Below are 17,098 nucleotides of genomic sequence, written 5' to 3'. Positions count from 1 at the left end.
CCTCGGCGGTGGTCCTGTCGGGGCTGGAGGCTTGTGAACAGCCGGCGAGCAACAAGGCTGTCGAGATGAGGATCGGGGATATCATTTTCATGAGGATGTCTCGCGGTTGATGGGCAGGTGACTACGGATGGCGCGGCGGTACTGCAGTTCGACTGCCGTCGCGACCGGGGACGAGGGATGTGATCTCTCAGCGGGGTTCATGTGCGATCGCCGATGCATGCGACAGCGCTCGGCCGCGCAACAGCCGGAACGCGGCCGGGATGACCAGCATCGACAGCAGCGGCGCGGTGAGCATCCCGCCGAGCATCGGCGCGGCAATGCGCTGCATGACCTCCGAACCGGCCCCACCGCCGACGAACAGCGGAAACAGGCCGGCGAGGATCACCGCGACGGTCATCGCCTTCGGGCGCACGCGCTGCACCGCGCCTTCGCGGATCGCTGCTTCCAGCGTGTCGAGGGTGGCGGGCTCGCCGGCCGCCAGTCGCCGCTCCCAAGCCTGACGCAGGTACAGCAGCATGATCACGCCGAACTCGGCGGCGACGCCGGCCAGGGCGATGAAGCCGATCAGCGTGGCGATCGAGACCGCGTGACCCAACGTCCAGATCAGCCACAACCCGCCGACCAGCGCCAGCGGCAGGCTGAGCATGATGATGGCGGCCTCGCTGGCGCTGCGGAACACGAGGTAGATCAGCAGGAAGATGATCGCCAGCGCGGCCGGCACGACCCATCGCAGGCGGGACAGTGCGCGTTCGAGATATTCGTACTGTCCCGACCAGGCGATGCCATAGCCCGCCGGCAGTTTCACGTCCGCGCCGATGCGTTGCTGCAGATCGGCGACCACCGAACCGAGGTCGCGGCCGGCGACATCGACGTAGACGTAACCGACCAGTCGGCCGTTCTCGCTCTTGAGCATCGGTGGACCCGGGCTGAGCGAGAGGTCAGCCACTTGGCCAAGCGTCAGTTGTGCGCCGTCCGGAGCTACAAGCGGCAACTGCACCAGCGCGGTCAACGAATCGCGCTGGCTACGTGGGTAACGGATAACGATGGGATAGCGTTCGCGGCCTTCAATGGTCTCGCCGACGGCATCGCCACCGACGACGATGGCGATCAGCTGCTGCAGATCCGCTTGGCTCAAACCGTAGCGGGCCGCGACCTCCGGGCGGATGCGCACGTCGACATAGCGTCCGCCAGTTACACGTTCGGCCAACGCCGAACTGACACCGCCGACGGTCTTGGCGACACCTTCGATCTGCGCGCTGAGCCGTTCGATGACCTCGGTGTCCGGGCCGGACACCTTGATGCCGATGGGGCTCTTGATGCCGGTGGCGAGCATGTCGATGCGATTGCGGATTGGCGGCACCCACAGGTTCGTGAGGCCAGGCACCTTCACCGCCGCGTCCAGTTCCGCACGCAGCTTGTCCGGCGTCATGCCGGGTCGCCACTGATCGCGCGGCTTGAATGTCACCGTGGTCTCGAACATTTCCATCGGCGCCGGATCGGTGGCGGTTTCGGCACGGCCCGCCTTGCCGAACACATGCGCGACCTCGGGCACGGTCTTGATCATGCGATCGGACAGTTGCAGCAGTTCGCCGGCCTTGCCCGAGGAGAGCCCGGGCAACGCCGTCGGCATATAGAGCAACGTGCCTTCGTCGAGCGGCGGCATGAATTCGCTGCCGATGCGGGTATACGGGATCACGGTCAGCAACAACAGCAGGCTGCTGGCGATCAGCGTCAGACGTGGATGCCGCAACACCGTGTTCAGCACCGGCCGATAGCCGGCGATCAGCATCCGGTTCAGCGGGTTGGCCGTCTCGGGTCGGATGCGCCCCCGGATCAGATATCCCATCAACACCGGAATCAACGTGACCGACAAGCCGGCCGCCGCCGCCATCGCATACGTCTTGGTATAGGCCAGCGGCGCGAACAACCGACCTTCCTGGGCCTGCAGCGCGAACACCGGCACGAACGACAGGGTGATGACCAACAGACTGGCGAACAGCGCCGGGCCGACTTCGCTGGCCGCGTCCGCCATCAACCGCCAGCGCGCCTCACCCGCCGGGTCTTCACCGTGCGCGTCGCGCCAGTGCTCCAGATGCTTGTGCGCGTTCTCGATCATCACCACCGCCGCATCGACCATCGCGCCGATCGCGATCGCAATACCGCCGAGCGACAGCAAGTTCGCGCTGATGCCCTGATAACGCATCACGATGAACGCTGCCAGCACCCCCAGCGGCAATGTGATCACTGCCACCAGCGCCGAACGCAGATGCCACAGGAACACCGCGCACACCAGCGCGACGACCAGAAACTCTTCGCCGAGCTTGCGCGTGAGATTGCCGACCGCCTCGCGGATCAGTTCGGAACGGTCGTAGACCGGCACGATCTCCACGCCTTTTGGCAGACTGGTTTGCAATGCCTGCAGCTTCGCCTTGACGCGGTCGATGGCCGTCAACGCATCCTTGCCGGTACGCAGCACGATCACGCCGCCGGCGACTTCGCCCTCGCCATCCAACTCGGCGATGCCGCGACGGAACGTCGGGCCGCGCTGCACGGTGGCGATCTCACCCAGCAGCACCGGCACGCCACCGGCGGCGGTCGTCACCGGCACCCGCTCGAAGTCCCCGGTCGTGCGCAGATAACCCTCGCTGCGTACCATCAGCTCGGCTTCGCCCTGTTCGATCACCGAACCGCCGGTGGCGCCATTGGCTGCTTCCACCGCATCCACCAGCTGCGCGACGGTAATACCCCGGGCCGCCAGCGCCTGTGGCTCGGGCACGATCTGCCAGGCGCGGACCATGCCGCCGATGCTCGCGACCTCGGCCACATCGGGGATGGTCTTCAGTTCGTAGCGCAACATCCAATCCTGCAGCGCCCGCAGTTGGCCAAGGTCGTGCTGGCCACTGCGATCGACGAGCGCGTACTCGTAGATCCAGCCCAGGCCGGTGGCGTCGGGGCCGAGCGCGGGATTCACGCCCTCCGGCAGGCGGCCGCGTACTTGGCTGAGGTATTCGAGGACCCGCGAACGCGCCCAGTACAGATCGGTGTCGTCGTCGAACAGGATGTAGACGAAGGAGTCGCCGAAGAAGGAGTAGCCGCGCACCGCGCGCACGCCCGGGACGGAGAGCATTGTTGTTGTCAGCGGATAGGTGACCTGATCCTCGATGATGCGCGGCGTTTGCCCGGGCCACTGCGTACGAATGATCACCTGCGTATCGGACAGATCCGGCAGCGCGTCCAATGGCGTCTGCCGCACGGACGAGATACCCCCTGCCGCCAGCAGCACGGCTATCAACAGCACCAAGCCACGGTTGGCGATACAAATCCGGATGAGCCGGGCGATCATGGCCGTGGCTCCGCTGTGGCCGCGGCTTCGACATCGCGCACAGTGCAATTGGAATCCGCGCCCGAATCAAACTTCGGCACCAACTGCATGTCCATGAAGGGCGACTTGCCCGGTTGCTCGAAATGCTGGTCCGGCACCATCGGGTCGTACCAGTACGCCACCGTGCATGAGCGCCGTGCCCTATCGGACGGCTTGCCGGCATTCGGCTTGTGGACTGTCGTTTTCGGCATCGTCGGTTTTGATGCTGTCGATATCGCCTTGGATGACGTCTCCATGTCCTGCATCGGCTTCGTAATCGGTGCAGGTGCTTCCGGGGCTTGCAGACGCTGCAACGCCCCAGAGAGGCTGGCTTCGGAGTCGATCAGGAACTGGCCGGAGACGACCACGCGCTCGCCCCCTTGCAGGCCGGCGAGGATTTCCGTCTTGCCGCCGCTGCTGCGGCCCGTGCGCACGCGCACCGGCTGGAACGCCCCGTCCGTGCCGACCACGATGACGCGGCTGTCGGTACCCGTTGCGATCAATGCCTCGTTCGGCACCAGCGGCACCGCTTGGCCACCTTCCGGGCGCAGACGCAATTCGGCGAACATGCCCGGCACCAACTGACCTTGCGGATTGCGCAGCACGACGCGCGCGCGCTGGGTCCGGCTAATCGAGTCGATCTGCGGCAGCAGGGCTTCCACCTCGCCGGCGAATATCTGCCCGGGCAATGCATCGATCATCGCCTCGACCGGCGTGCCGGGCCGGATGCCGGCCACGCCGGCTTGTGGAATCGCGGCCTCCAGCCACAACGTGGCCGTGCCGTTGATACGGAACAGCGGCGTTCCCGTCATCACCGTCTGGCCTTCGCGTACCAGCACCTCGCTCACCACGCCATCGCCCGGCGCCGTCAACACCACACCGCCGCTGCCGCTGCGACCGGACACCCCCAGCACGCGCAATCGCTGTTGCGCTGCGCTGCGCAACTCCCGTGCGGATGCCGAGCGCGCATCGCCCAGCGCCTGCGCTTCGGCCAGCGCGCTGCTCCACTCGGGGGCCAGCAAGGTCGCAAGCGGCTGGCCGCGACGGACCGGCTCGAACGGTGCCTTCACCTCGACCCGCGTCACGATGCCCTCGACGCGGGCGCTGACCACAAATTCCTGGCGCAGATCCCAAGTCAAGGTGCCCGGCACGCGGATCTCGGACGCGAGCGTGCCGGTTTCGACCGGGGCCGTGCGCATACCCACGTTCTGCTGCACACCCGACGCAATGCGCACGTCGGACGAGGTCACCTCGTCGGCATATTTGGGCACCAACTGCATGTCCATGAAGGGCGACTTGCCCGGCTTGTCGAAGTGCTGGTCCGGCACCATCGGATCGAACCAGTACAGGGCTTTGCGCGCATCGGCGGTCGATTCGGTATCGGCGACCATCCCTTTGCCGTCCCCGGCATGGTGTCGCGCCCACCAGTGGCCTGCGAATAGACCGACGGCCAACAGGCCGACGGCAAGCAACATCGCGATCGCATACGTTTGCTTGCGGGTCATGGCTGCTTTTCCTCATCGTCGAGCAGGTAGGCGAGCGCGGACCAGACGCGCCCGAGTTCGCCCAGATGGCGAGCGTGTTCGATGTGCAGTTCAAGTTCGTCGCGGCGGGCGTCGAGCCACGGCTGCAATGAGCCGCCGCCGCGATAGGCCGCCAATGCGACCTGCGAGCGATCGTGCGCCAGCGGCAACGCCTGTTGTTCCTTGCGTGCGATCTGACGCTTCAGTCCATGCCATTCGGCGAGGCCACGGCGCACGGCTTCGACCTGCATGCGGCGTGCATCCTCGTGCTCGGCCGCGACCGCATCCAACTCCGCGCGTCGCGCCGCGACGCCGCGATCCTGACGATTGCGCGTCAACAGCGGCAGGCCAATGGAGAACTCGATGCTCAGCATGTCGCTGCGCGGCATACCACCCGACGTGCGCTCACGCTGGCCGTACATCGCACTCACGCTCCAGTCGGGGCGCGTTTCGGCCACGGCGGCGGCCACGGCAGCCTCGGCTACCGATTCGCGCGACTGCCACGCTAGCAGCGGGCCTTGGCGAGCCACCGACGTCAGCAAAGAGGACTCGTCGACGGACAGCACGGTCAGGTCCGGCGATGCACCGATGATCGTCAGCTCTTCGGGTTCGATGCCCAGCCAGCGCGCCAACGTGGCGCGGGCCGCCGCGACGTCCGCCTCGGCCGCATCGATGCGATTGTCCAGTTCCAGCGCCGCCGACTGGGCTGCCAAGGCATCGGCCGCGGTACCTGTCCCGCCGGCCAACCGTGCCTTGGCGATACTGATCGCAAGAGCCGATTGCTCCCGCTGGGCCTGCAGCGCCTCGATTTCACGCTGGGCGGTCCACAAGGCGATCCAGGCCTGGGCGGCGGCTTGGCGGACGGCCAGTCGTTCGACCAAGGTCAGCGCCTGCGTCTGTTCGATCATGCGATCGGCCACCGCGCGGCGGGCCTGGCGCTTGGCCCACGCCGGGAATTCCTGCATGACACCGACCTGCTTCATGGTCATGTCATCGGCGCGCAGGTCGAACGCATCCGTGCCGGTGACCGGGACGTTGGTAAGTCCCAGCGTCAGCCTGGGATCAGGCAGCGCAGCGGCACGCGCCGCGTCTTCCCGGGCGGCTTCGGTCTGCAATCGCCGCGCCTGGAGCGCGGGCGCGTGCTCCACCGCCAAGCGCACGGCATCATCGAACGCAATGGGCGCAGCCGACCATGCAGGTGCGGCCACGAATGTCAGGGCAAGCACCAGCGCCGCCCAATGGCGGAAGCTGCACCGGCGGTACAGCGAACAGAAAACGGACATAAGACCTCCGAACACGCAACGACGAGCGCGCCGCCGGTATCGGCAGCGCGAGAGCGAGTCGCGGTCGGGGCTTAGATCTGCAGGCTACAGAAGCGTTGCGCGGTCGGTGGGTCCGACTGGCAGACGGGAACGTCTTCGTAGTATTGCGCGCGCACCGGCGGCAGCAAGGCCTCGGTCAAGGCGAAGTGCAATGGAGGCAGGGCCGATGGCGGCACCTGCAAGGGATTGAGATCGGGGGTCGCGATCTGACTGTCCTGACAGTGCGCGATGCACAGCGCCGGTGCCTCGGGGTCCGGCATCGTCATATCCTCGCATTCAACCATCGTCGGTGCGGGCTCCGATGGCGGTACCTGGACAGGACAGGCATACGCGGCCACCGCGACTTGCAGGTACAGCATGCAAAACAAGGCGCACGCCGCCATGGTTCGGCGGACACGTGTGCGTCTGAATCGCAGTAATGCCATGTCGACTATGGAACGCCTTCGCGAGGGGCGCGTCAAGTGGCGAACGCCCCGGTACACGGTTCCAGGAGCGAGACGGCACCTCGATCAGGCGACTACGGCGCGTCGCTGTACTTGTCGATGTACTTCATGTTTCACCTGCCAGATTGCAGCGTAGCGCAATCGCGCGCGCACCGAGAAGCACGGAATTCCTGCGGCGGAGCAGAGGCTTATGTCGTCATCCCCACGCGCCATCTCCATTGGTCCTCCCACAGCATCGGCGGGTTGATCGCCAAGGACAGGAGCTGGACGCCCTCCGGCAGGGTCTCGTCCAGGATCGCGGCGACGATGTCCGGCGCCAGCAGAGTCAGGTTGATGTGCCGAGCGACATAGCTGTGGTTGGTGCCCTCGCGGCGGGCGATGTCGCACATCGAGGCCGCTTCGCCGGTTTCCAGCATCCGCAGCCAGCGGTGGCCACGGGCCAGCGCCAGTTGCAGTGGGGTGGCCCCGGCGCGGGTTGCCGCCACGGGCTCCGCGCCAGCGACCGTCACCACCCGCCGGCCGCTGCGCCGCTTCAGGGCTATGGGGACGTTCAGTACGACTCCCCCGTCGCTGGCGACCACCTCGGCCGCCGGGCCGGATACGGTCAGCGTCGGGCTGCTCATGCTGCAATCTCTTCGGCGGTCTGCCGTGATTCGGCTGTGAGGGCGCCAACGCCACCGGGACGCAGCCGCAGCTCCAGATTCGTCGGCGTCACGATGACCTTCTCGACTAGCAGGCGAACCAGCCGCTGCTGCTCAGCCGGAAACAACTGGTCCCACACCCGCTCGACCTGCGTCATCGCCACCGTGACCTGTGCTTCGTCCAAGGTCGGATCCAGTGCGATGGCCTGCGGGATCATGGCTGCGACCATCTCCGGTGCGCGGAGCAGGCGCCGCAGCTGCGCGACCACGGCCGCCTCCAGTTCTCCGGCCGGCAGGCGCGGCAGGCCGGACGCCTTCCGCCCCTCGTGAATGTCGCGCGTGCTGAGGTAGTAGCGGTAGGTGCGCCCGTTGGCCTTGGTCGTGTGCCACGGCGTCAGGGCACGGCCGTCCGGGCCGGTCAGCAGGCCCTTCAGCAGGAAGGCCACCTTGCCTTGACGGGCCGCGCCTGCGCGCACGGTGCCACTGACTTGAAGGCGCGCATGCACCTCGTCCCACAGGGACCGGTCGATGATCGGCGGGTGCGTGCCCTCGACATACTGATCCCGGTTCTTGAGTTCGCCGAGATAGGTTCGGCAGTGCAGCATCTTGAAGATCGTGCTGCGATCGTGCGGCCTCCCGATATGTTGCCGTCCTGTCTTCGCCGTCCACGATTTGTTGCGCCAGCCGCGCGCGCGGGCTTCCTGCGCCACCTTCATCATCGAACCCACTTCGAGAAAGCGGCGGAACAGCGTTCGGACCTGTTCGGCCTCGGCTTCATTGATCACCAGCCGGCGATCCTTGACGTCGTAACCGAGTGGGGTGATGCCGTGCATCCACATGCCCTTCTTCTTGCTGGCCGCAAACTTGTCGCGGATGCGCTCGGAGGTCAGCTCGCGCTCGAACTGAGCGAAGGTCAGAAGGATGTTCAGCAGCATCCGTCCCATCGCGTCGGTGGTGTTGAACTGCTGGGTCACCGACACGAAGGTCACGCCGTGCTTGTCGAAGATCTTCACCAATTCGGCGAAGTCGAACAGGGAGCGGCTGAGGCGGTCGATCTTGTAGGAGACGACGATGTCGATCTGGCCCGCCGCGATGTCCGCCATCAGCCGCTGCAGGGCAGGGCGTTCGAGGGTGCCGCCGGAGAAGCCGCCATCGTCGTAATCGTCGGCGACCGGAATCCATCCCTCGGCGCGACGGCTGGCGATGTAGGCCGCACCCGAATCGCGCTGGGCATCGATCGAGGTGTACGCCATCTCCAGTCCTTCCTCCGTGGACTTGCGGGTATAGACGGCGCAGCGCAAGCGCTTGGGTGCTGTGGCGTTCATCGGCCACCCGCCTTGCGCAGGCCGAAGAAGGCAGGACCGGACCAGCGAGTCCCTGTGATCGCGCGGGCAATCATCGACAAACTCGGATATCGCTTGGCGGCATACTCGAACTCGCCATCGGACAGCACGAGCACGCGGTGTTCGATGCCGGCGTAGATGCGGATCAGTTCGGTGCCTGCGACTGGAATCGCGCCGACGGGCTGGCGCTTCAATTGGCCGGTGGCGACTAACTCGTCGATGCGATGTTGGTTGCGCGCGAGCAAACCAGGATTTGTCTTCGCGAACTCGATCTCCTGCCAGCGATACGCGATTCGTTTCTCGACGAAACGCCGATTGATCACCAATGGGTCAGTGCTGAAGAGTCGTCGCCATTCTTTGGACAGATCTGGCCACGACCAGTCGGTTAGGCGCGCGATGCGCGTAGCCATCGATGCGGGCGTTGCCGCGGGGTGTTGTTGCGTCATGCCTGTGGACTCCGGTGAGCGGGGTTGGCATGTACGCGTGGTTCCCCGCCAAAGCCAAGGTCAACCGGAGAGGGTGCGGCAACTGCGCCGGCGTGCGCGCCACCGCCGCGAAGACGATGCAGGCCCAGGGCGAGGAGTGCGGCCACCTCCATGCGCCGCCGCGGCGGCGTCATGTGTGCCGCGTCGCTAAGTTGGATCGTTGTCATGGGGTGTCCGCTGGACATTCAAACCAGCGGGCAGTGTCCCAATGCAATCCGGTTGCTGTATCGCAGAGTGACGTAGTGAGCAGGATAACTGGGCGAAACCGCAGAAAACTCGATCAATCGAGTTGTCGCAGTAGCAAGATGCGTTCGCCGTCACTCATCAGTGGTCGATTTTCGCAGTGCACCAGCAATCTCCAGAGCGAACTCGCAGAGGTATGCGACGCCTCCGTCAAGGCCGGTCTCTGTTCCCATCAACAGCAGACGACGAACCGCGTCTTCAAGGTCGGCAGCTTCTCGGAGCGCGGTAGCGACTCCTACGCCGGAGGCGATCAACAGCAAGGGTCGCTGTTCGACAGGGATGTCCCGGAACGGGATCTCGCGCGTGGTTTCGGTCATGTCCGCGCTCCAGTAGCAGCAACAGCCGCAAAGCGCGACGGACGATGTTCGGCCCGATTCGGGCCTGATAGAGTATTTGCAGCCATTGTCGTTCTCCAATCGAACGGTGGTGGTCAGGGCGGCCGGGGTGTTTCAGCACCTCGGCCGTCCGCTTCTTACCGGCATACGCCGGATGCCTAACGCCGCATAGGCACGATCCTATCGATGCCGATGTGCAATCTGTTTCGGGTGCCGTCCCAGGCCCTTGTCCTTCTTGGGGGTCCGGAAATGCTTGCGCTTCCTGTGTGCGGGTGATCGAGTGCAGCCTGCATTCGAGCGTTTGCCGGCTGTCGGCGTTCACTTGTTCGCCGCGCCTGATGGCGTCGCGGATTCAGACGTTCGTACTTGTCCACGTCGATATTCACTGGTATTTCCGTGTGCACGGGTCTACGTGTATGAACGCACTATTCCCTTGCACAGCCAAGTGCATGACCGCTGGCATTGCTACGGAAATTTGAGGCGAAGCCTTGCACGCGATTTTCGTCGCACTATCACGCTACATCTGCTGGTGTGAACTGGACTGCCTTCTCTGGTTCTCCATGCCTGCAAGAAGACTCCGATGAGTAACCGGCAAACGCCATACACGCAAAAAATGCTCGGAGCAGCGTTGGCTGCACCGGGCGTGTGAAACAGCATTCGGAATGTGGCCGGCGCCATGGAGCAGGCATGGCGGCTGCGCTATACCCCGAGCAACTCGCCCGCCTTGGCGAAGCCGACCCAGCGGCCCTCGCCGTTGAGCCCGCGATTCATCAGTTCCTGCCGAGCCAGATGCACGACATCCACGTCACCATGATGGATCGCCACGAGGAACCGGGTGTCGAGAATTTGGAAATGCTCAGCCAGATCGCGGTCGATGCCCTGCGTGATGCGTTCGGCGCTCATGCTGCTGCCCTCCGTGCGGAGACAAGCAAAAGGGCTGCCTGTGCGTCGGCGGCAGTGTCGAGGCGGAGCTTGGGAAGCAGATCGTTGCAAATGCACATCATCGCAAGATTGATGCATTCGGCCTGCGTCTTCAGGTCGTCTGTGCCGTCGAATCGCTCGATGCTGTCCTCAACGGCATGCAGGGCATGCGCGACGGACATGCGCATCATGCGCAGGCTGTCCGCACCGCGTGCGCGCGCGAACTTGATTTCGTCTTCGAGGGTTTCCGTGGTGCGGTTCATGGTGTGTCGTTCCTGTGTGAGTGGATTCGCGCGTCGCGCCGTGCTTCGCGTGACGGCATGAACGCGCTGTTCGCAATGGAAGCCAAGCACCCAGAGCTCGACTTCCGATATGTTCGATCAGCTGGCGGATTTGCCTGCGCCTTTGGCCTTGCGCCCCTGCTCGATTCCGGCGTTGTAGGCCGCCTCAAGCGCATCTCGCAGTTCCAACACGGAAACATCGTGGAAGTCCAGACTATCCCGGCGGCGGGACTCGAGCGTTTCGATACGTAATATGCGCTGTGCAATTTGAGTCAGTAGTGCATCGACCTTGTTCATTTTATGTCCTGCGGTGGTGTGGATGATGTCCGCATGAACGCGCTGTTCGGCACCGAAGCCAAGCGTTCGCTTCGAGGATTGAAGGACTGACAGGTTCGGTACGGATTCGGCAAACGGTGCGCTCGCAGCAGACGTTGCGTCAGTGGCGCGCTAGGCCGATGACCGCACGTTTCCCTGCTAGATGCGCACACGTCACACACGTCGCGACAGTGAGCGCCGTGTGGCAGTCTCAGGCGCACGGACTAGGGTCGGCGGTCTGTTCCGTCCGCTGTGTCGCCGTCGCCCCAGCGTTGCGCGAGGTCGCAGCGAACAGCGTCCAGCAATTGAAGATCTGCGCATTGCATGGCATGCGGTAGCCGAGAATCGATCGCGCGGATCGCTTCAAGCGGATCGCGCGCGTTGTCCGTCGAGGTGCGGATTGCGCTCATGGTGCTTCCGCTCGCTTGGCGAGGGCGTGCAACTCGGCCTGCGCACCGGCGGCGAGGTCGATGCGCGCGTTTCCCATGATGCTGGTGCAGACGTGGTTGATCGCCCAGTTCAGCACCTTTGCTTTCTGGTCGAGGCCGTCGGCATTCTGAAAATGCGCCTCATAACGTGCGATCTCCTGCGCAGCACGTTCGATCGCTTCGCGCATGCACTGCAGGGCATCTGCGCCGTTGCGCAAGGCGAGGTGCGTTTCAAGATCGAGTCGGTTGATTTCAGTATTCATGCGAATTGTCCTAGTGCGTGGGTGTGCATCCATGAACGCGCTGTTCGCAAGTGAAGCCAAGCGACGACATGGCCGTGCTGTGGCGCGGAGACAGACGACGTACAGCCTTTGCGGCGACGCGGTCGCGTGCGATGCGCGAATGGGTATCGTGATTGCGCGGAAGGCGTGCGAGTTCGTGACGCGCTCAGGCCCACCACACCAGACCGGTGGGTCGGGCGTGGATGCGTTCGATCAAATCTCGCAGCGGTTCGGCCTGCGCGCCATCCGCGATAGGTGCGAGAATCGTGCTGCCGACGTCGATCAGCTCGATGCGGATGACATCAATGCCGTTGCTGGCGTAGGCGATGTGCTTCCGCCCGTCGATGCGGCGCAACAATGCGCGCGGTGTGGCGGCCCGCAGCACGTCGCGTCGCCAGGCATGGCGACCGCGTTTGCCGGAGATGCGCACGAGGAGCGAAGCGAGGAAAAATTCCTTGACTCGCTTGGGTTGCTTTCTGGAGTTCTTGGGTTGCATGAGTCGTCGATTTCCTTGTCGCGGATCGCATGAACGCGCTTCCGGGGAGGAAGCCAAGCGGATGCTTGACTTCTGTTCGCGATGGATTCGTCTATCCGAGACGTGCGACATAACGCGCGTAGTCGTAGCCCGATGGATCGACGTAGAGGAAAGGGCGGCCGGGCGCGTGGACCTCGATGCACAGACAGCCATCGGCGACGTTGCCGCCTTTGCCCGCGAGCCACGGTTGCGGCCGGGTCATGTCCGTCGTGAAGTCATCAAACTCCGCGATGGTCATTTCGATCGTTTCGGTGACATAGATGCGGTGCTCGCCAGTGGCGCACATATCGCGCAGTCGATCGGGTTTGCACGCGAAGGGCAGTCGCACGCCGAGTTGCTCGACGTGAAGAGTTTGTCCTCGGAACTTCACGGTGCGCGGTGTTCGCTCAATGGTGAGGGTCATGGTGGGCATGTGCTTTCCTGTGTGTTGGCGTCGTCGATCCGACGAGGACATGAACGCGCTGTGCGCGATGGAAGCCAAGCACTGTTCGATGTCGCGCTGCGACAAGCAGACACCTGTCGTACAGGCTTCAAAACAAGCGTTGACGTCGTGCCCGGACTACGCCAATCGGCGCAGACTCACGCGCTCAATGCGACCGGCGAACGCCGCGTCCGCCGTGATGCGCAGTGCGGTGTGTCCAGCGGCGGTGAGCGTGTCGATGGAGGTGCCGTTGGCGTTGGGTGCCACGCCGTCAATGGGCGTGGTACCGGCAAGGCGGACGCGCACGCTGCCGGCGGTGACCTGGCTCAACGCGACTTCGATGCGGTAGAGACCACCATCGACGAACGCGAACGGCTGTTCGAGATCGGAGACGATGCCTGCGGCCTTGATTGCGGCGCCACCGACGATCGACCAGCCGGTGCCGAGCGTCCAGGCCGCCTGTGTGTCGAAGTCAGCGTTCGCCAGTTTTTCGCCGCACTCGCAATTGAGGACACGGACGTGCTTTTGGCGACTGGAGAGCGCCCCGCGCCGGGTCTCGATCTCAACGCGGATCGTTGCGTCGTTCGCAAGCAGCAGATCGTGGGTGTGACTGGTGCCGGCGATGCCTGTGGTTTCGTGCAGCACTGCACCGTTGAGCGCGTGGACGATGCGCACCGTTGTCGTCGTCCCCGGCTCCGGGCCAATGCTGCCGGCCTCATGTTCGATCAGGCGGTCGGCCTGCAGCACGCGGTCGCGGTGCGCCCACGCGATCGCCAGTCGCGCGAAGCTGGTCGGCGGCCAAGCGCTGCCGTTGATCCGCACCCGCCCTGGCGGATAGGGACGCGCGTGACGCGCATCGAGGCGCACCTGTGCGATGGGCGCGAGTGCGGCATCGAGCGAGCCCTGCTGGGTGCGGGTGAGCAGTTTTGCTTCGACGGTTTCGCCGGCCAGATATTCGGTGGGATCGGCGCCGACGTAAGTGTCTGTACACCAGACTCGCGCACCTTCGGCGTGCGCTGCCGGCACGGTGTCCACGCAGCCGCGCGCGATCGTGAGCGTTCCGGCAACGACGTCGATCGCATCGACCCGCACCAGTTCTTCGTCGATCAGCGCCTCAGTGCCGACGACGACCAGATCCAGATCGCGCATGTCGGCGAGCTGGACGCGGGTATCGGTCGGACCCAGTGCGCCCGCGAGCGTGGCGACTGCGGAGAAATCGCCGCTGGCGACCTCCTCGAACGTGCCCCCAGTCGTCCGCGTGGTGAGCGTGTACCCGTAGGCCGGCCCATTTGGTCGCGCGCCGAGCGCGACCACGAAACCGGCGTCGTCCTCGACGAGCGCCAGATCGGCCGGGCGCAGGCGGCCGGCGAGATCGCGGTAAGTCGCCTCCACGAGCCGCTGCGCCGGAAGCGGCTGCGGGCGGGTGTCCGGCGGCGTCCACGGCCCGATCACCGGCCGCAGGTAGGTGGTCGCCGCCATGCCATCGAGGTCCTGCATCAGCAGCAGTGCGAGCGCGCCGTCGGTGCGCGTGCCTTCGTCGACCTCCAGCACCCGCACCGGCATCCGCTGCACGCCCTTGCGCCGCCAGGATAGGGCGAGCACGTCGCCACGCTTCACGCCCCACCAGCGGCGGTCGACGGTGAGCTTGATCCGCTGCAGCAGGCTGCTCGCGGCGCCGGTCTCGCGCGCGGCCACGCGCTCGCACAGACTGCGGTTCCATAGGCCCGGCAGGGAGCGCCGGTCAGCGACGACACGGCCTTGCGCCTGGACATTGGCCATGTTCTGGAAGGTGGCGGCGATGTCGAGGTTGGTGACGCAGTCGCGGCCGAGCACGGTGACCTCGTTGACGCTGCCGTCGAGCAGCGGCGTCTGCCAGCTTTCCAGTTCCAGCACGCTGGTCTCATCAAGCAGCGGCAGCGTCGCGACGTCGTAGTCCGGCCGGAACAGCCGGTAGACGAACTTGCCGAGCATCGGATCGAAGGCCCACAGCCCGCCGACGTGGTTGTTGACCATCTGCAGGAAACTGCCGATGGAGTCGCCGCGTCGCCAGCCCAGACACAGCCCGAACTGCTCATCGTGCAATCGCTGCGCCGCGCGCAGGAAACTGTCCGCATCGATCAGCGCCGGGTCGAGGCCAACACCCCAAACAGTGTCGGTGAAGCACTGGTAGTGGATGTGCGCTGCGTTCATGCCGCGACCGATGCGCGCGAGCGATGGTTGCCACACCGGCGTCGACCAGCCTTGCGTGAAGCGCCCCCACCGTTTCGCCCACAGCTTCAGGTAGGGGTTCATCGCCCCGACCATGCCGCGATAGAGCGTGGTGCAAAGCCCACGCCCCGCCGGCCACGGTCCCGGCACTTGCTGCTGCAGATACGGATCGGGGAGCTGCGTCGCCTCGCCCATACGGATCTGCAGGTTGCCGACGAGGCCGCCTTCTTTCTTGTCGCCGCCGAACAACTGCGGCAGGTTGATCAGCAGCGTGCGACTGCCGGCGAGCTCGCCCTCGAAGACATGTTGTCCGCCGACCTTGATGCCGGCGAGATAGTCGTTCGGGCCGATGCTCTCGCCCATGTAGAGGTACATGAAGTGCCGGTAGCCGATGGTTGGCTTGCTCGACTTACCCATGCCGCCTCCACCACGCGCACAGGCGCTGTGCTAGGCTTCTTTTCGGCGGCGAGACTACCATCGGACGCAACTGCGGGATCACGATCGCGCGTCGCCGCCAGCGACCCCGCACGAGTGCGTGGGCATCGAGCCCCCACAGCGCGTGGAAGATGCCGGCCGCAATGCCGAACACGGCGAACAGGCGTTCGCCTGACATCCACAGCATGCCGCCGGAAAGGATCGAAAAGACGCAGGCGAAGACGATCCAACCGCGATACACAACCTCACGACGCATCGAAGTTCTCGGTTGCTTGCGTCTCCGCCTCGGCACGCGCGATCACGATCGCGCGTGCGACGAAGGGATCGTCGTGCAAGTGCGGGTGGTCATCGCTGACGATGCCGTCCTCGCACAGCGTGCGAAGATCGATGCCGTGCTGGCGGCACCACGCGCGAATGCTGGGTGTACACAGCGGGCCGGCGGCCGGATCGACGGCGCGCACGTGACGCAAATGGATGCGCAAGCCATCCATCACTTGCCACCTTTGGCCTTGATCGGCGTCGTGCGCAGATCGCCGAAGGCGAGCACGTTGGGATCGTCGATCCAGACCTCGCCGAAGATCACCAGCACCTCGCGCCCTTCTTCGGCGGTCGGCACCGAGAAGTCGGCGAGCGAGGGTGGTTTCTGCGATTGCGGTTTGGGGCGCATCGCGACGCTGATCGCGATGGCAAGAATGAGGACGATGACGTAGAGCCACATGGCGGAGGCACGGTGATGCCGGCACGCGAAGCGCACCGAGCGGGTGGACGAGGGAGCGGCATCAGAAGAGCGGGTCGCTGCCGAAGGGATTGCGCAGGCCCTTCAAGGTCGGCTGACCGCCGTAGTTGAGTTCATTGCGGAATTTCGCGCAGCCGCGCGGCCCCATCGTGCGATCGCAGCCGGGCAGCGCCGTTACGCCTGCGCCGGGTGCGAGCGCGGCCGGGGTGAGCAGGCGCAAGGTGGCGCCGCTGTGGCTGACGATGAAGCGGCGTTCGATGCCGAGGCTGGCCGTCCACTGCAGCACGCCGCCATCGAAGTGGCCGTCATCGAACGCATCGAACGCTGCCGAGGCGACGGTGTAGCCGGTCGCGTCGCTCAGCACCGCGGCGACGGCGTGTGCATCCGGATCGGCATTGCACAGGCCCGGTCCTTGGCCGTAGAGCACCAGCGGACAAGAGGACTGCCAGCTGCGGCGCAGCCCGAGGGTCTCGACTGCGGCGGCAAGCGACTGGCAGCGCAGCTTGGCGACACTGTGGGTTTCGTCGAGGTCCGCGACGTGCCCGGTCCAGCCCAAGCGCACGAGCCCATCACGCACCCGCACACGCTTGAGGTCCAGACGCACGCGCAGGCCCGGCGGCACCGGCCGGAACAGGTTCAGCAACGGCAGATCGAGCGGCGCGGTGATCTCGAGCGTGTTCTTCGCCTCTTCCGCCGACTGCGCAATGCGCCCGCGCGTGAGCGCAACCGGCGCGTGGCGCTGGCCCTCGACGATCGCCTCGCGGCCGGCATCGGTGTAGCGCCAGTGGTGCAACCCGATCGAGAAGTCGTATAGCTCGATCTCGCGCGAGAGCAGGCCCAC

Annotated in this window: 20 protein-coding genes; all 20 read right to left on the bottom strand. The window is 65.3% G+C overall.

What is annotated here, in order from left to right; genetic code table 11:
• Nucleotides 1-187 precede the first annotated feature (187 nt).
• The 20 genes from HOP03_06210 to HOP03_06115 all read right to left on the bottom strand — a co-directional run bounded on the left by HOP03_06210 (nt 188) and on the right by HOP03_06115 (nt 17,098).
• Nucleotides 188-3,343, bottom strand: coding sequence for an efflux RND transporter permease subunit (locus HOP03_06210; protein NOT87757.1), 3,156 nt, complete (start codon nt 3,341-3,343; stop codon nt 188-190).
• The gene (locus HOP03_06205; GenBank protein ID NOT87756.1) at nt 3,340-4,866 is read right to left on the bottom strand and encodes an efflux RND transporter periplasmic adaptor subunit; all 1,527 of its coding nucleotides are present in this window, start codon (nt 4,864-4,866) and stop codon (nt 3,340-3,342) included. Before HOP03_06205 ends, HOP03_06210 begins: the two co-directional genes overlap by 4 nt.
• Nucleotides 4,863-6,167 (bottom strand): TolC family protein, encoded by a 1,305-nt coding sequence (locus HOP03_06200; protein NOT87755.1) that lies wholly within the window; start codon nt 6,165-6,167, stop codon nt 4,863-4,865. The genes HOP03_06205 and HOP03_06200 overlap by 4 nt, the downstream gene beginning before the upstream one ends.
• A gap of 71 nt (nt 6,168-6,238) precedes the next feature.
• Nucleotides 6,239-6,631 carry a hypothetical protein gene (locus tag HOP03_06195; GenBank protein ID NOT87754.1) on the bottom strand — a complete coding sequence of 131 codons (393 nt, stop codon included), beginning with the start codon at nt 6,629-6,631 and terminating at the stop codon, nt 6,239-6,241.
• Nucleotides 6,632-6,837: 206 nt separating this feature from the next.
• Nucleotides 6,838-7,272 carry a LacI family transcriptional regulator gene (locus HOP03_06190; GenBank protein ID NOT87753.1) on the bottom strand — a complete coding sequence of 145 codons (435 nt, stop codon included), beginning with the start codon at nt 7,270-7,272 and terminating at the stop codon, nt 6,838-6,840.
• A complete protein-coding gene (locus HOP03_06185; protein NOT87752.1) occupies nt 7,269-8,615 on the bottom strand; it encodes a recombinase family protein in 1,347 nt (448 codons plus the stop codon). The genes HOP03_06190 and HOP03_06185 overlap by 4 nt, the downstream gene beginning before the upstream one ends.
• Complete coding sequence (locus HOP03_06180) at nt 8,612-9,079, bottom strand: DUF2924 domain-containing protein (GenBank protein NOT87751.1); 468 nt, start codon at nt 9,077-9,079, stop codon at nt 8,612-8,614. The genes HOP03_06185 and HOP03_06180 overlap by 4 nt, the downstream gene beginning before the upstream one ends.
• A 356-nt stretch (nt 9,080-9,435) precedes the next feature.
• Complete coding sequence (locus tag HOP03_06175; protein NOT87750.1) at nt 9,436-9,678, bottom strand: hypothetical protein; 243 nt, start codon at nt 9,676-9,678, stop codon at nt 9,436-9,438.
• Nucleotides 9,679-10,395: 717 nt separating this feature from the next.
• On the bottom strand, nt 10,396-10,599 hold the full coding sequence (locus tag HOP03_06170; GenBank protein NOT87749.1) for a hypothetical protein: 204 nt from the start codon (nt 10,597-10,599) through the stop codon (nt 10,396-10,398).
• On the bottom strand, nt 10,596-10,880 hold the full coding sequence (locus tag HOP03_06165; protein NOT87748.1) for a hypothetical protein: 285 nt from the start codon (nt 10,878-10,880) through the stop codon (nt 10,596-10,598). Before HOP03_06165 ends, HOP03_06170 begins: the two co-directional genes overlap by 4 nt.
• Nucleotides 10,881-10,997: 117 nt before the next feature.
• Nucleotides 10,998-11,195, bottom strand: a complete 198-nt coding sequence (locus HOP03_06160; GenBank protein NOT87747.1) for a hypothetical protein — start codon at nt 11,193-11,195, stop codon at nt 10,998-11,000.
• A gap of 242 nt (nt 11,196-11,437) precedes the next feature.
• A complete protein-coding gene (locus HOP03_06155) occupies nt 11,438-11,623 on the bottom strand; it encodes a hypothetical protein (GenBank protein ID NOT87746.1) in 186 nt (61 codons plus the stop codon).
• Nucleotides 11,620-11,904 carry a hypothetical protein gene (locus tag HOP03_06150; GenBank protein NOT87745.1) on the bottom strand — a complete coding sequence of 95 codons (285 nt, stop codon included), beginning with the start codon at nt 11,902-11,904 and terminating at the stop codon, nt 11,620-11,622. Before HOP03_06150 ends, HOP03_06155 begins: the two co-directional genes overlap by 4 nt.
• Before the next feature lie 184 nt (nt 11,905-12,088).
• Nucleotides 12,089-12,529 (bottom strand): hypothetical protein, encoded by a 441-nt coding sequence (locus HOP03_06145; GenBank protein NOT87744.1) that lies wholly within the window; start codon nt 12,527-12,529, stop codon nt 12,089-12,091.
• The gene (locus HOP03_06140; protein NOT87743.1) at nt 12,510-12,869 is read right to left on the bottom strand and encodes a hypothetical protein; all 360 of its coding nucleotides are present in this window, start codon (nt 12,867-12,869) and stop codon (nt 12,510-12,512) included. The genes HOP03_06145 and HOP03_06140 overlap by 20 nt, the downstream gene beginning before the upstream one ends.
• A gap of 147 nt (nt 12,870-13,016) precedes the next feature.
• Complete coding sequence (locus HOP03_06135) at nt 13,017-15,503, bottom strand: hypothetical protein (protein ID NOT87742.1); 2,487 nt, start codon at nt 15,501-15,503, stop codon at nt 13,017-13,019.
• Entirely contained in the window at nt 15,496-15,777 is a 282-nt protein-coding gene (locus HOP03_06130) for a hypothetical protein (protein NOT87741.1), read from the bottom strand. Before HOP03_06130 ends, HOP03_06135 begins: the two co-directional genes overlap by 8 nt.
• On the bottom strand, nt 15,767-15,982 hold the full coding sequence (locus HOP03_06125; GenBank protein NOT87740.1) for a hypothetical protein: 216 nt from the start codon (nt 15,980-15,982) through the stop codon (nt 15,767-15,769). Before HOP03_06125 ends, HOP03_06130 begins: the two co-directional genes overlap by 11 nt.
• 29 nt (nt 15,983-16,011) lie before the next feature.
• A complete protein-coding gene (locus HOP03_06120) occupies nt 16,012-16,239 on the bottom strand; it encodes a hypothetical protein (protein NOT87739.1) in 228 nt (75 codons plus the stop codon).
• 61 nt (nt 16,240-16,300) lie between these two features.
• Nucleotides 16,301-17,098 carry a hypothetical protein gene (locus tag HOP03_06115; protein ID NOT87738.1) on the bottom strand — a complete coding sequence of 266 codons (798 nt, stop codon included), beginning with the start codon at nt 17,096-17,098 and terminating at the stop codon, nt 16,301-16,303.

This window comes from Lysobacter sp., assembly GCA_013141175.1.
Lineage (GTDB): Bacteria > Pseudomonadota > Gammaproteobacteria > Xanthomonadales > Xanthomonadaceae > Lysobacter_I.
This window is presented reverse-complemented; position numbering and strand designations above follow the sequence as displayed.